Genomic DNA, 12,626 nt, shown 5'->3' on the forward strand with positions numbered 1-12,626 from the left:
GACAGGGGCTGGTGGGATGAGATCGGGGCGCACGAAAGAGGGGCCCCGGCCGAAGCCGGGACCCCTCAGTCGATACGACCCGTATCAGTTGATGCGGGTGTAGGTGTTGTCGTCGCCGTACTCGTAGACGCCGATGGTCGCCTCGGTCGGGTCACCGTGCTCGTCGAGCGTGATGGGACCGGACGGGCCGTCGAAGTCGATCTGCTTGCCCTCGGCGAGCAGCTTGGCGCCGTCGGCGAAGGTGGTGACCTTCTCGCCCTCGCCCGAGCCACCCGACACCTGGCGGAGGTACTTGGCGATGTCGGCACCTTCGGTGCTGTTCGCCGCGTATGCCGCAAGGGCGATGAGGATCGTCGCGTCGTACGACTCGGGGCCGTAGCTGAAGTCGGCGAGCTCGGGGTCGACTGCGAGGAGTCGATCACGGAAGTCGTCTTCGAGCTTCGGGCCGGGCAGCGTGCCCTTCGAGCCGGCGATCAGGCCGGGCGCGAAGTCTGCGCTGTAGTCGGACAGGTTGCCGTCGACGAAGTACAGCTGGTTACCGGGGTAACCGGAGCCGACGAGCGCCGGAACGACGACCTTCGCCTCGTCGAACGTGATGACTGCGACTGCGTCGGGGTTCGAGGCCGAGATGGCCGAGAGCTGCGCGTCGAAGTTCGAGTCACCCGTGTTGAAGAGCTCTTCGGCGACGACTTCGCCACCGGCTGCTTCGAACGCCTCTTTGGTGGCGGCCGCGAGGCCGGTGCCGTAGGGGTCGTTCAGCACGAGCAGGCCGAGCGTCGAGTGACCGTCGTCGGCGATCTGCGTGCCGAGCACCTCACCCTGCAGCAGGTCGGACGGCGCGGTGCGGAAGTACAGACCGGCGTCTTCGTACTCGGTGAAGTCGGGCGAGGTGTTCGCCGGCGAGAAGTGCACGACGCCAGCCGAGGTGATCTGGTCGATGACCGTGAACGAGACACCCGACGAGGCAGCGCCGACGATCGCCGAGACGTCCTGCGAGAGCAGGTCGGTCACGGAGACGGTCGCGATGTCGGTCGTGGTGTCACCGGAGTCGCGGTAGATGACCTCGAGGTTCAGGCCCGAATCGGCCGCAGCAACCTCTTCTGCCGCCAGCGCGACGCCGGCCTCCTCGGGCGGGCCGAGGAACGCGAGCGTACCGCTCTGCGGGAGGATCGTGCCGATCTTCATGTCGAGGGACCGCTCACCGGCCTCGATGGGCAGTGCGTCGCCGGTGTCGGCCGGCTCTTCCGTCTCGGCCGACGGCGTGCCGCCCGACGCGCACGCAGACAGGAGAAGGGTGCTGACGCCGGCAATGGCGAGACCCGTCCAGGCTGCGCGAGCCGAACGCTTGGCCGAGGCCTTCGCGAATACGCTCATGTTGCTCCTTGGGACTGAAGGAATTGGTACACAATGCAGCGCCATGGTGACGCCGTTGATTGACAGTATTCCGCGCCAATGGCGGAAACAAGTCAGTGCGGTCACAACCCTGTAACACCGCGACAATCGTTACCTCGCCGACACCTCGACCCGATTCGACGCACGGATGCTGCGCGGATCGGCGTTCCGGCGCGAGGATCGCGCGTACGCGGTATCCGCTTCCCTGCCCCTCGGCGCGCCCGTTCGCGCACCTCGCCGACCGCTCAGGCCGGTTCGACGACCACCCGTCGCGCCGCGCGAACACCTCGCAGCAGGTCGATCGTGAGCACGACGAGAGCCACCCAGACGAGTCCGAACCCGATCCATCGCTCGAGCGGCATGGGCTCGTGCAGCACCACGACGCCGACGAGGAACTGGATGAACGGCGCGAAGTACTGGATGAACCCCATGAAGATGAGCGGCAGCCTCCGAGACGCCGCAGCGAAGAGCAGGAGCGGCACGGCTGTCACGGCGCCCGCAAGCACGAGCAGCACGGTGTGCCATGGGCTGACGGTGCCGATGGTGAGCCCAGTGGTCATGCCGACGAAGATGAGTTGCACGATCGCCAGCGGCGCCAACCACACCGTCTCGAGGGTCAGCCCCGACACGGCGTCGACCTTGGGCCCGACCCGCTTCTTGATGAGGCCGTAGAACCCGAACGAGAAGGCCAGCACGAGGGCGATCCACGGCAGCTGCCCGTAGCCGAAGGCGAGCACGATCACGGCGACGATCGAGATGCCGACCGCGATCCACTGCGTGAGGCCGAGCCGCTCGCGCAGCACCAGCACGCCGAGGAACACCGTGACGATGGGGTTGATGAAGTAGCCGAGCGCCGCCTCGACCACCTGGTTCGAGAGCGTGGCATAGACGTACGTCTGCCAGTTGATGAAGATCAGGACGCCGGCGAGCCCCATCGTGAGCACGATGCGCCGATCGCGGAACAGCACCGCGAGCGGGCGCCATGCCCGCGTGACCGTGATGAGCAGCACGCAGAAGACGAGGGAGAACAGCACCCGCCAGCCGACGATCTCGAACGGACCGGATGGCGCGAGGGCGATGAAGTAGACGGGAAGGAACCCCCACAACCCGTAGGCGCCGATCGCGAAGAGCAGGCCCGAGCGACTGACACCGGCCGAGGTGGTCGAGGTGGTCGAGGCGGATGGCGCGGACTCGGAGCGGGTTGACACCAGCACAGACTACGCCCGGCCAACGGCTGGACCCGGACTGCGCGGGCGGGGTGCGTGACGCGGTCGCGACGTTGCGACACGACGAGGCCCGGATGCCCTTCGCGGGGGCATCCGGGCCTCGGATGAATCGTGGTGCCGCGTCTTAGCGAACGACGACGGCGAGCACGTCGCGAGCCGACAGCACGAGCAGGTCGTCGCCGCCGAACTTGACCTCGGTGCCGCCGTACTTCGAGTAGATCACCTTGTCGCCGACGGCGACGTCGAGCGGGATGCGGTTGCCGTTGTCATCGATGCGACCGGGGCCCACAGCCACGACCTCGCCCTCTTGGGGCTTCTCCTTGGCAGTGTCGGGGATGACCAGACCCGATGCGGTGGTCTGCTCTGCCTCGACCTGCTTGATGACGATGCGATCCTCGAGCGGCTTGATGGAAACCGACACGGTTGACCCCTTCTCTAAAATGAATGAACTGTCTTGACGAAGACTGGTTAGCAGCCTCAGAGCGAGAGTGCTAAACCGAGTCTAGGGGCGTTTTGGCACTCATGCAACGTGAGTGCCAACCCGTTCAGCCACTGGCGAACGGCGGCCTCGACGAGGGGCCGGCGTCGTGCGAGCACGATGCTAGCGTGGCCGGGTGGAACGTGCCGAACTCGTCGAACTGCTCTCTCCAGAGGGCCTCACGCTGCTCGACGCGCTCCCCGATTGGGACTCGAAGGCCGACATCGTCAAGACGGTCGCCGACCTGCGCAAGCAGGGGCATCCTTCGACCCTCGTCGCCGCCGTGCTCAGCCAGGCGAAGCTCCGCGCGAAGGCCGAGCGCAAGTTCGGGCCGTTCGCCTCGCGCATGCTCTTCACCGAGGCCGGGCTCGAGCAGGCCACTCGCCTGAAGGTCGCCGCATTGCACGCCGGTCGCTTCTCACGCGCGGGCGTGGCCCACGTGGCCGACCTCGGCTGCGGCATCGGCGGCGACGCGCTCGCGATGGCTGCGATCGACCTCGAGGTCACGGCCGCCGACGCCGACGAGGTGACCGCGGCGATCGCCGCCTACAACCTCACGCCGTTCCAGCGCGTGCACGTGCTGCACGAACAGGCCGAGCAGGTCGCGCTGGGCGGCATCGAAGGTGCCTGGCTCGATCCGGCTCGACGCACCACGGCCGGCGGCACCACGAAGCGAATCGCGGATGCCTCGGCGTATTCCCCCTCGCTCGAGTTCGCGTTCGGTCTCGCCGAGCGCATGCCCGTCGGCGTCAAGCTCGGTCCGGGCACCGATCGAGACGTCATCCCGGCCGCCGCCGAGGCGCAATGGGTGTCGGTCGACGGCGACCTGGTCGAGCTCGGGGTCTGGTTCGGCTCCGTGGCCAGGCCAGGCATCGGGCGCGCCGCGCTCGTCATCCGCGGCGATGCTGCGCAAGAGCTCACCGCCGGCTCCGACAGTGAAGACGCACCCGTCGGGCCGCTCGGCGAATACCTCTACGAGCCGGACGGCGCGGTGATCCGCGCTCGCCTGATCGGCGATCTCGCCCGGATGCACGGCGCATGGATGCTCAGCGCCGGCATCGCCTACCTCACCTCCGACACCGCGTTCGACTCACCGTTCGCGCGCGGCTTCCGCGTGCTCGAACGGCTGCCAGCCGACGAGCGGCAGCTGCGACAGGCACTCGCCGCGCGTGGCATCGGCACGCTCGAGATCAAGAAGCGCGGCATCGACATCGACCCGGCCGTGCTGCGCACCCGGCTGAAGCTGCGCGGGACCGCGTCGGCCACCCTCGTGCTGACGCGTGAGGCCGGACGCCACGTCGCCCTGCTCGTCGAGCGGATCTGAGTACGTCAGTTCGGGAGCGCACCGAACACGATCGCGTAGTAGCCGATCCAGACGGCTGAGAACACGAGCCCGGCGAGGCCGGTTCCGATGCCGACGAAGGCGAGCGTGCGTCCGCGCTCCTCGCGACGTAGGCCGAGCACGCCGAAGACGATCGCGGCGATCGAGAGTGGCAGCATCCAGCCGACGAACAACGAGGCGATGGCGCCGATCGTGCCGATGACCGCGGCAACCCAGCTGAACGCCCGGCGCTGGGTCTGCTCCTCGACCGCCTGGGTGACATCGGTGCCTGGGCGGTGCACGATGAGGAGCTGCCCGGTCGAGATCGACCTCAGCTGACCGGTGTCGAACGGCACTTCGTACTCGCGCACGGCAGGATCGGCCCGGAATGTCGGCTCGGCCGGCTGGAACGGGGCGAGCGGTTCGAGCGGCGCGGTTCGTTCGTCGTCTGCCGGCGCTCGATGCGCTGGCGCTGGCGCTGGCGCCGGTGCAGGCGCGGACGGCGCGGATTCGGGCGCGGCACTCGGCTCGGCGCTTCGCGCCCCCGGCAAGCGGTCGGGGGTCTCGCCGTCGGGCGAAACCCCCTCGCGCTCAGCCATGGACGACTCCTCAGTACCCGTAGTAGCTGTCGTAGCCCGCGAAGGCAACGCCCCACAGCACGAACGAGAGCAGCGCCATGCCGATGCCGACGAAGCCGAGGATGATGCCGGTCAGCCACATGCCCTTGGCGGCCGGCTCCTTCTTCTTGCCGAGGAAGCCGAGCACGACGGCAGCACCGGGAATGAAGAGCTGCATGATGCCGCCGACGAACGGAATGAAGACCACGAAGAACCCGATCAGGCCGACGATGCCCGCGATCAGCGAGATCAGGCTGAGCACCGGGGTCGCCTTGCTCGGCGCCGTGGTGCCGTAGGCCGGCGCGCCGTAGGCGGCCTGAGCCGGAGCCCCGTAGGGAGCCTGAGGGGCGCCGTAGGCGGGCTGGGCCGGAGACCCGTAGGCGGGAGCCGGAGGCGGAGGCGGAGTCGCAGCCCCGTAGCTCGGCGCCGCAGGCGGTGCCGGGGGCGCAGGCGGCTCGGGCGCGGCAGGCAGCTCGGGTGCCGAAGGCACGTCGGGCACGTCGGGCGCCGAAGCTGCAGGAGCCGCTGAGGCAGCGTCGACCGGCACGACGGGCTCGGGCGCGCTCGGGATCTCGGGCTCGGGCGCGCTCGGGATCTGGGGCTCGGGAACGCTCGGCGTCTCGGGTTCGCCCGGCACGTCAGGAAGGCCGGGCGCCTCGGGGCGGTCGGGGTTCTTGGGATCAGTCATGACGGTCTCAGTATCCGTACGTCGTGCCGTAGTTCGCGAGCACGGCGAAGGCGATGATCGCGATGATGATGAAGATCACGCCGATGAGGATGCCGACGAAGCCGAGGATGATGCCCGTCAGCCACATGCCCTTCGAGGCCGGCTCCTTCTTCTTCGCGATGAAGCCGAGCACCACGGCTGCGATCGAGAACAGCAGGCCGAAGTAGAAGAACGAACCCACGAGGCCGACGATGCCGCCGACGAGCGACAGGATGCTGAGCACCTGAGCGGGCTTGGCCGGAGCGGTTCCGTAGGCGGGTGCCGCAGGTGCCGGCTGACCGTAGCCCGGAGCGGGCGGTGCCGCGGCTGCCTGTGGTGCACCGTAGGCGGGAGCCTCGGGCGCGGCAGGGGCGGGCGGCGCAGCAGGAGGGGCGGGCGGCGCGGCCGGCGGCACCGGCGGCACTGCGGCGGGCTGCTCAGGAAGGTTCGGATCGGTCACGGTGTGTTCCCCTCGATGCTGTGGAATGCGACCCCGCCACGATGGCAGGCGCTCCCGGGCGCTGTCAACGACGGCGGCATCCGGTCTCATCGATCACACTATCGCGCTGCGCGCGGGGGCGCACGGATTACGCGGGCTCGGCTGCCACGCGGATCTCGGTCGCCGGCAGCGTCGAGTCCGCGCCGAAGTCGAGGGTGGACGGCGGATGCCCGGCCATCACGAGTTGCGCCCCGAGCGCGGCGATCATCGCGCCGTTGTCGGTGCAGAGCGACAGCGGCGGAATGCGCAGCGCGATGCCCGCGGCATCCGCTCGCTCGGTCGCCACTTCGCGCAACCGGGTGTTCGCGACGACGCCTCCGCCGAGGAGCAGTCGCGGCACGCCGAGCTCGGTGCACGCGGCGACGGCCTTGGTGACGAGCACGTCGACCACCGCTTCGCGGAAGCTCGCAGCGACGTCGGCCAGCGGCACGGGCTCGCCCGCCGCCTCCCGTTGCTCGACCCATCTCGCGACCGAGGTCTTGAGCCCCGAGAAGCTGAAGTCGTAGCGGTGAGCGGCCTGGTCTTTCGGCTGCGTGAGTCCGCGGGGGAATCGGATGGCGCGGGCGTCGCCGCCGATCGCGGCACGATCGATCTCGGGTCCGCCCGGATAGGGCAGGCGGAGCAGTCGCGCCACCTTGTCGAACGCCTCGCCCGCGGCGTCGTCGATCGTCTCGCCGAGCAGCTCGACGTCGGAGACGAGGTCGCGCACGAGCAGGAGCGAGGTGTGCCCGCCCGACACGAGCAACGCCACGGTCGGCGTCTCGAGCGGGGCCGCGGTGTCGAGCAGGTCGGCGCCGACGTGGCCGACGAGGTGGTTCACGCCGTAGATCGGCACGTCGAGCGACAGGGCGAGCGCCTTGGCCGCGCCCACGCCGACCATGAGTGCGCCCGCGAGACCAGGGCCGCTCGTCACGGCGATCGCGTCGAGATCGGCGAGCGTGACGGATGCCTCGTCGAGCGCCGCCCGGATCGTCGGCCCGAGCGCCTCGAGGTGGGCTCGAGCGGCGACCTCGGGCACGACGCCGCCGTAGCGCGCGTGCTCCTCCATCGAGGAGGCGATCGCGTTCGCGAGCAGTGTCGTGCCGCGAACGATGCCGACACCGGTCTCGTCGCACGAGGTCTCGATGCCGAGGATGAGCGGGGCGTCGCGGTTCACGGGGTCGCTCCAGTGCCGAGGTCGGCGCCGTGCGCGCGGCGGGTGGCGGACGCCGTGCTGCTCGGCGGTCCGGCGTCGGCCGGTCGCGTGACCGCCGGCGGCACGGTCAACCGCATGTGCACGGCGTCGATGCCGCCGCGGTAGTAGCGCGGTCGCACGCCGATCTGCTCGAAGCCGAGCGAATCGTAGAGCGCCCGGGCGATCGGGTTGTCGGCGCGCACTTCGAGGAAGATCTCGGCGACGTGCCGCCTCCTGGCCTCGGTGATGAGCGCGTGCATGAGCGCACGGCCGAGGCCGATGCCCCGAGTCGACGGAGCGACGGCGATCGTCTGCACGTCGCCCTGACCGCCGCCGGCCGGCGCCAGGAGGCCGGCGTAGCCGAGCAGACCGGCAGCGGAATCCGCAGCAGCCTCGGTGCCGCCGGTGCCGTCGGTGCCCTCGGTGCCGCCATCGGCCGCGGCATCGCGCGCGGCCTCGAGTCGATCGTCGACCGCGACGAGGTAGTAGCCGTGCTCGCTCTCGATCTCACGACGCATCGCGTCTTCGGGCCAGGCATCGGCTTCGAACGTCGCTCGCTCGAGCACCATGATGCGCTCGAGATCGGCGACCGTCGCTCGCCGCATGAACACGCTCATCGCAGCACCTTCTTGCCGGCCGACGGTGTCACGTCGGGCGCGCGCAGGTAGATCGGCCGGTCGGCGGTGAGGGGCAGGCGGCCGGCGGCGAAGGCGAGCTCTGCGAGCATGCCGACGGCTGCGGCCGAGACGATCGCGGCGTCGAAGCGGATGCCGCGCGCGGCCGGCACCTCGTCGCGGGGCACGAGCCCCGGGCCGCCGACCCGCACGGGGAGCCCGTCGGCGTCGAGGCCGTCGTAGTCGGACACCGCGAACTCGCGTCGCCGCGCATCGGTGACCACCTGCAGTGCGCCCGTATCACCGGCGTGGTACCGCGTCAGCGCGATCGCGTCGTGGCTCACGACGGGAACGAAGGGCCGGTCGATGCCGAGGACGAACGCGTGCGCGGCCGCGATGCCGACCCGCAGCCCGGTGAACGGTCCGGGTCCCATGCCTGCCGCGACCCCCGAGAGGGCAGCGGGACGCACGCCTGCGCTCGCGAGGGCATCGCGGATGAAGCCGCCGATCACCTCGGCGTGACGCATGGTGTCGTCGGTGCCGGTCTCGGCGAGGCAGCGCAGTTCGCCCGTGGCGCGGTCGCGATCGACGACGGCGACACTCGTGCCCGTCGAGGTGTCGATCGCGAGGAGCATGCCATCAAGCCTACGCGGGCGCGGCGTACGGGGTGTCCGCCCAGCGCGGCCCGATTCCCGTGACGGTCACGATGCGCGGCTCGTCGGCGTCGAGATCGGCATCGCCCGAGGCATCCGCTGCATCGACAGCGTCGGCCGGCCCCGCGAACTGGGCGCCCCGTGCCCCGGTCGGCCGCTCGATGACGACCTCGAGCCAGGAATCCGTGACCGCCTCGACGAGCCCCGCCCCCCATTCGACGACGACGACTGATCGCTCGAAGTCGAGATCGAGATCGTCGAGCAGCGCCGCACTGCCGAGCCGGTACGCGTCGACGTGCACGAGCGGCGCACCGCCGACGAGGTTCGGATGCGTTCGCGCGAGCACGAAGGTCGGGCTCTGCACCGGCCCGCGCACGCCGAGGCCCGCGCCGATGCCGCGAGTGAGGGTGGTCTTGCCGGCGCCGAGCGGTCCGGTCAGCACCACGATGTCGCCCGCCCGCAGCGCCGCACCGAGCTCGCGACCGAACGCCTCCATCGCCGGAGTGTCGACGACGTCGAGCCGCATCACGCGCCGCCCACGTAGCGACGCGGCACGCGCGGCCCGATGCGGGTGACGATCTCGTAGCCGATCGTGCCTGCGGCGTCGCCCCAGTCGTCGGCCGACGGCACGCCGTGCTCGGGGTCGCCGAAGAGCACGACCTCGTCGCCCACCTCGGCGTGATCGTCGCCGAGATCGACGACGAACTGGTCCATCGCGATGCGGCCGACGACCGGCCGGCGTGCTCCGGCCAACCAGACCTCGGCGCGCCCAGACGCCTGGCGGGGAACTCCGTCGGCGTAGCCGAGCGGCACGAGCGCCAGGTTCGAGGCTCGGTCGGCGCGCCAGACGTGGCCGTAGGAGACGCCGGTGCCCGCCTCGACCCTGCGCACCGCTGCGACGCGCGCACGAAGGGTCATCGCGGGGCGCAGTCCGAGGTCGGCGGCCGTCGTGCCGTCCCCGAAGGGCGGCACCCCATACACGCCGATGCCGATGCGCACGAGGTCGAACCGAGCCGCGGGCAGTCGCAGCGCGGCGGCCGTCGAGGCGAGGTGGCGCACCTCTGCGCGCAGCCCGGCCGTCGCGGCCTGCTCGAGACCGAGCTCGAAGGCCGCGAGCTGCTTGGCGTCTTCTGCGGCCGAGGTGTTCGCGAGGTGGCTGAAGATGCCGCGCACCCTGAGGCGGCCGGTCCGCTCGAGCTGTGCGGCGAGCGCGGTCGCCTCGCCCCATTGCTCGGGAGCGACGCCGCTGCGGCTGAGGCCCGTGTCGAGCTTCAGGTGCACCGCTGCGATGCGATCGACGGATGCCGCGGCATCCGCGATCGCCTGCAGCTGCCGGAGCGAGGAGACGCCGAGGTCGATGCCCCGGTCGATCGCCGGCGCGAACGCGGCGGCGGGGTCGTGCAGCCAGGCGAGGAGCGGTGCGTCGATGCCTGCGTCACGGAGTTCGTGCGCCTCGTCGAGGTCGGCCACCCCGAGCCAGTCGGCGCCGCCGGCGAGCGCCGCTCGGGCGACCGGCACCGCGCCATGGCCGTACGCGTTGGCCTTCACGACCGCCATCGTCAGCGCAGGGGCGACGACCGCGGCGAGCACGGCGACGTTCTCGCTCACCGCGCCGAGGTCGACGAGCGCTTCGCGGAACGGGCGCTCGGCGGCATCCGCCGTGCTGCTCATGCTGCGCTCCCATTCCCGGTCGTCCCGGTCGCCGGCCCGGTCTCGAGCACGACGAACGCGCTCGCGATGCCGGCATCGTGACTCATGGTGACGTGCACCCGTTGGATGCCGAGGTCACGGGTGAGCTCGGCGATCGCTCCAGACAGCTCGAAGTCGGGATTGCCGTGCTCGTCTTGCACCACGCGCATGTCGTGCCATCGGATGACGGGGTTGCCGCCGAGCGCCTTGATCAGCGCCTCCTTCGCCGCGAATCTCGCGGCGAGCGAGCGAGCCGGGCGATCGCGTTCGCTCTCGGCGAACAAGCGTTCGCGAAGCGCCGGGGTGCGCGTCAGCGACCGCTCGAAACGGTCGATGTCGACGACGTCGATGCCGATACCCGCGATCACCGCGCCACCCCCGGCCTGCGGCTCACTCGACCGTGACCGACTTCGCGAGGTTGCGCGGCTGGTCGACGTCGAGGCCCTTCGCCTGCGAGAGCTCCATCGCGAAGATCTGCAGTGGCACGACCGCGAGGAGCGGCTCGAAGAGCGGCGCGGCGAGCGGGATGCGCAGCACCTCGTCGGCGAACGGCAGCACCGCGGCATCGCCGGCCTCGGCGATCGCGATGACGCGAGCACCCCGGGCGCGGATCTCCTGGATGTTCGAGACGACCTTCGGGTGCAGCGTCGCCGAACCACGCGGGCTCGGCACGACGACGAAGACGGGCTGGCCCGGTTCGATGAGCGCGATCGGGCCGTGCTTGAGCTCGCCGGCTGCGAACCCCTCGGCGTGGATGTAGGCGAGCTCCTTGAGCTTCAGCGCGCCCTCGAGCGCGATCGGGTACCCGACATGGCGGCCGAGGAAGAGCACGGAACGCGTGTCGGCCATCCAGTGCGCGAGCTGCGCGACCTTCTCGGATTCGGCGAGCACGGTTTCGAGCTTCTCGGGAACCGCCTGCAGTTCGTGCAGTTGCACGGCGAGCTCCTCGGCCGACAGCGTGCCGCGCACGCGCGCGAGGTGCAGGCCGAAGAGGTAGAGCGCGGCGATCTGCGCGACGAAGGCCTTCGTCGACGCCACCGCGACCTCGGGCCCGGCGTGCGTGTAGACCACCGCGTCGGACTCGCGGGGGATCGTGGCGCCCTGGGTGTTGCATATCGAGATCGTGCGCGCACCCTGCTCGCGGGCGTACTTCACGGCCATCAGCGTGTCCATGGTCTCGCCCGACTGGCTGATCGACACCACGAGCGTGTGATCGTCGAGCACGGGCTCGCGGTAGCGGAACTCGTGGCTCAGCTCGACCTCGACGGGCACTCGCGCCCACTGCTCGATCGCGTACTTCGCGACCATGCCCGCGTACGCGGCGGTGCCGCATGCGATCACGGTGATGCGACGGATGCCGCGGAGTTCCTCATCGCCGAACGACTCGAGCTCGGGAATCACGACCTGGTCGTCGACGACGCGGCCGAGCAACGTCTTCGCGACGGCCTCGGGCTGCTCCGAGACCTCCTTGCGCATGAACGACGACCAGCCGCCCTTCTCAGCGGCGGACGCGTCCCACGCGACGTCGAACGGCTCGACCTCGACCGGCTGGCCGTCGAAGTCGGTCACCACGACGTCGGCGGCGGTGATGGTCACGATCTGGTCCTGGCCGATCGCGAGAGCGCGCTTCGTGTACTCGACGAAGGCCGCGACATCCGATCCCAGGAAGTTCTCGCCGTCGCCGAGGCCGATGACGAGCGGTGAGTTGCGCCGGGCGCCGACCACCACGCCGGGCTGGTCGCGGTGCACGGCGAGCAGCGTGAAGGCGCCGTCGAGCCGCGAGACCGTGTTGCGGAACGCCTCGCGCAGATCGCCCGTCGACCGGTACTCCTTGCCGAGGAGCACTGCGGCGACCTCGGTGTCGGTCTCGCTCTCGAAGGCGAAGCCCTCGGCGAGCAGTTCGTCTCGCAGCTCGGAGAAGTTCTCGATGATGCCGTTGTGGATGAGCGCGAGGCGCCCCTCGTCGCCCAAGTGCGGGTGCGCGTTGCGGTCGGTCGGCCCGCCGTGCGTGGCCCACCGGGTGTGGCCGATGCCCGTGGTGCCGTGGTGCAGCGGGTTCGCCTCGAGCTCATCGGCGAGCACCTGCAGCTTTCCGGCCCGCTTCGCGGTCTCGATCGTGCCGTCGTCATCGACGATCGCCACTCCCGCCGAGTCGTAGCCACGGTACTCGAGGCGACGAAGGCCTCCCATTAGGACGTCGAGGCTGTTGCGCTCTCCGACGTATCCGACGATTCCACACATGGGTGCGATTGTACTG

14 protein-coding genes are annotated in these 12,626 nt (G+C 70.4%); 1 reads left to right on the top strand and 13 read right to left on the bottom strand.

From position 1 onward, the window contains the following. Positions 1 to 84 precede the first annotated feature (84 nt). The 3 genes from H521_RS0114925 to groES all read right to left on the bottom strand — a co-directional run bounded on the left by H521_RS0114925 (position 85) and on the right by groES (position 3,039). The gene (locus tag H521_RS0114925; RefSeq protein WP_022893831.1) at positions 85 to 1,374 is read right to left on the bottom strand and encodes an ABC transporter substrate-binding protein; all 1,290 of its coding nucleotides are present in this window, start codon (positions 1,372 to 1,374) and stop codon (positions 85 to 87) included. A 263-nt stretch (positions 1,375 to 1,637) separates the two neighbouring features. Then, entirely contained in the window at positions 1,638 to 2,600 is a 963-nt protein-coding gene (rarD, locus tag H521_RS23655; RefSeq protein WP_040424780.1) for an EamA family transporter RarD, read from the bottom strand. Between the two features lie 142 nt (positions 2,601 to 2,742). Continuing rightward, on the bottom strand, positions 2,743 to 3,039 hold the full coding sequence (gene groES, locus H521_RS0114935; RefSeq protein ID WP_022893833.1) for a co-chaperone GroES: 297 nt from the start codon (positions 3,037 to 3,039) through the stop codon (positions 2,743 to 2,745). 193 nt (positions 3,040 to 3,232) lie between these two features. On the opposite strand from groES, the gene H521_RS0114940 reads away from it, so the two are divergent. Beyond that, positions 3,233 to 4,420, top strand: a complete 1,188-nt coding sequence (locus H521_RS0114940; RefSeq protein WP_022893834.1) for a class I SAM-dependent methyltransferase — start codon at positions 3,233 to 3,235, stop codon at positions 4,418 to 4,420. 5 nt (positions 4,421 to 4,425) lie between these two features. Here the strand turns inward: H521_RS0114940 and H521_RS26285 are convergent, their stop codons facing one another. The 10 genes from H521_RS26285 to glmS form a co-directional block, all read right to left on the bottom strand. Further along, positions 4,426 to 5,016 (bottom strand): DUF4190 domain-containing protein, encoded by a 591-nt coding sequence (locus H521_RS26285; RefSeq protein ID WP_022893835.1) that lies wholly within the window; start codon positions 5,014 to 5,016, stop codon positions 4,426 to 4,428. Positions 5,017 to 5,026: 10 nt separating this feature from the next. Further along, on the bottom strand, positions 5,027 to 5,722 hold the full coding sequence (locus tag H521_RS23660; protein WP_022893836.1) for a hypothetical protein: 696 nt from the start codon (positions 5,720 to 5,722) through the stop codon (positions 5,027 to 5,029). 7 nt (positions 5,723 to 5,729) lie between these two features. Beyond that, positions 5,730 to 6,200 (bottom strand): DUF4190 domain-containing protein, encoded by a 471-nt coding sequence (locus tag H521_RS0114960; RefSeq protein WP_022893837.1) that lies wholly within the window; start codon positions 6,198 to 6,200, stop codon positions 5,730 to 5,732. Between the two features lie 127 nt (positions 6,201 to 6,327). Next, positions 6,328 to 7,395 carry a tRNA (adenosine(37)-N6)-threonylcarbamoyltransferase complex transferase subunit TsaD gene (tsaD, locus tag H521_RS0114965; protein ID WP_026482335.1) on the bottom strand — a complete coding sequence of 356 codons (1,068 nt, stop codon included), beginning with the start codon at positions 7,393 to 7,395 and terminating at the stop codon, positions 6,328 to 6,330. Next, positions 7,392 to 8,030, bottom strand: coding sequence for a GNAT family N-acetyltransferase (locus H521_RS23665; RefSeq protein WP_245561000.1), 639 nt, complete (start codon positions 8,028 to 8,030; stop codon positions 7,392 to 7,394). The genes tsaD and H521_RS23665 overlap by 4 nt, the downstream gene beginning before the upstream one ends. Beyond that, positions 8,027 to 8,662: a tRNA (adenosine(37)-N6)-threonylcarbamoyltransferase complex dimerization subunit type 1 TsaB gene (gene tsaB / locus H521_RS0114975; protein WP_022893838.1), complete on the bottom strand. Its 636-nt coding sequence runs from the start codon at positions 8,660 to 8,662 to the stop codon at positions 8,027 to 8,029. Before tsaB ends, H521_RS23665 begins: the two co-directional genes overlap by 4 nt. Positions 8,663 to 8,672: 10 nt before the next feature. Next, positions 8,673 to 9,206, bottom strand: a complete 534-nt coding sequence (gene tsaE, locus H521_RS23670; protein ID WP_022893839.1) for a tRNA (adenosine(37)-N6)-threonylcarbamoyltransferase complex ATPase subunit type 1 TsaE — start codon at positions 9,204 to 9,206, stop codon at positions 8,673 to 8,675. Further along, positions 9,206 to 10,351 carry an alanine racemase gene (gene alr / locus H521_RS0114985; RefSeq protein WP_022893840.1) on the bottom strand — a complete coding sequence of 382 codons (1,146 nt, stop codon included), beginning with the start codon at positions 10,349 to 10,351 and terminating at the stop codon, positions 9,206 to 9,208. The genes tsaE and alr overlap by 1 nt, the downstream gene beginning before the upstream one ends. Next, positions 10,348 to 10,737, bottom strand: a complete 390-nt coding sequence (locus tag H521_RS0114990) for a holo-ACP synthase (protein WP_022893841.1) — start codon at positions 10,735 to 10,737, stop codon at positions 10,348 to 10,350. Before H521_RS0114990 ends, alr begins: the two co-directional genes overlap by 4 nt. Before the next feature lie 22 nt (positions 10,738 to 10,759). Further along, a complete protein-coding gene (gene glmS / locus H521_RS0114995; RefSeq protein ID WP_022893842.1) occupies positions 10,760 to 12,610 on the bottom strand; it encodes a glutamine--fructose-6-phosphate transaminase (isomerizing) in 1,851 nt (616 codons plus the stop codon). Between the last annotated feature and the right edge of the window lie 16 nt (positions 12,611 to 12,626).

The sequence above is a fragment of the Agromyces subbeticus DSM 16689 genome (assembly GCF_000421565.1).
GTDB lineage: Bacteria > Actinomycetota > Actinomycetes > Actinomycetales > Microbacteriaceae > Agromyces > Agromyces subbeticus.

Bases quoted from the DNA above. Each gene is read 5' to 3' on its own strand.
- alr (WP_022893840.1), bottom strand. From the start codon at position 10,351: ATGAGCAGCACGGCGGATGCCGCCGAGCGCCCGTTCCGCGAAGCGCTC.
- H521_RS23660 (WP_022893836.1), bottom strand. From the start codon at position 5,722: ATGACTGATCCCAAGAACCCCGACCGCCCCGAGGCGCCCGGCCTTCCT.
- H521_RS0114925 (WP_022893831.1), bottom strand. From the start codon at position 1,374: ATGAGCGTATTCGCGAAGGCCTCGGCCAAGCGTTCGGCTCGCGCAGCC.
- tsaB (WP_022893838.1), bottom strand. From the start codon at position 8,662: ATGCTCCTCGCGATCGACACCTCGACGGGCACGAGTGTCGCCGTCGTC.
- tsaE (WP_022893839.1), bottom strand. From the start codon at position 9,206: ATGCGGCTCGACGTCGTCGACACTCCGGCGATGGAGGCGTTCGGTCGC.
- H521_RS23665 (WP_245561000.1), bottom strand. From the start codon at position 8,030: ATGAGCGTGTTCATGCGGCGAGCGACGGTCGCCGATCTCGAGCGCATC.
- H521_RS26285 (WP_022893835.1), bottom strand. From the start codon at position 5,016: ATGGCTGAGCGCGAGGGGGTTTCGCCCGACGGCGAGACCCCCGACCGC.
- glmS (WP_022893842.1), bottom strand. From the start codon at position 12,610: ATGTGTGGAATCGTCGGATACGTCGGAGAGCGCAACAGCCTCGACGTC.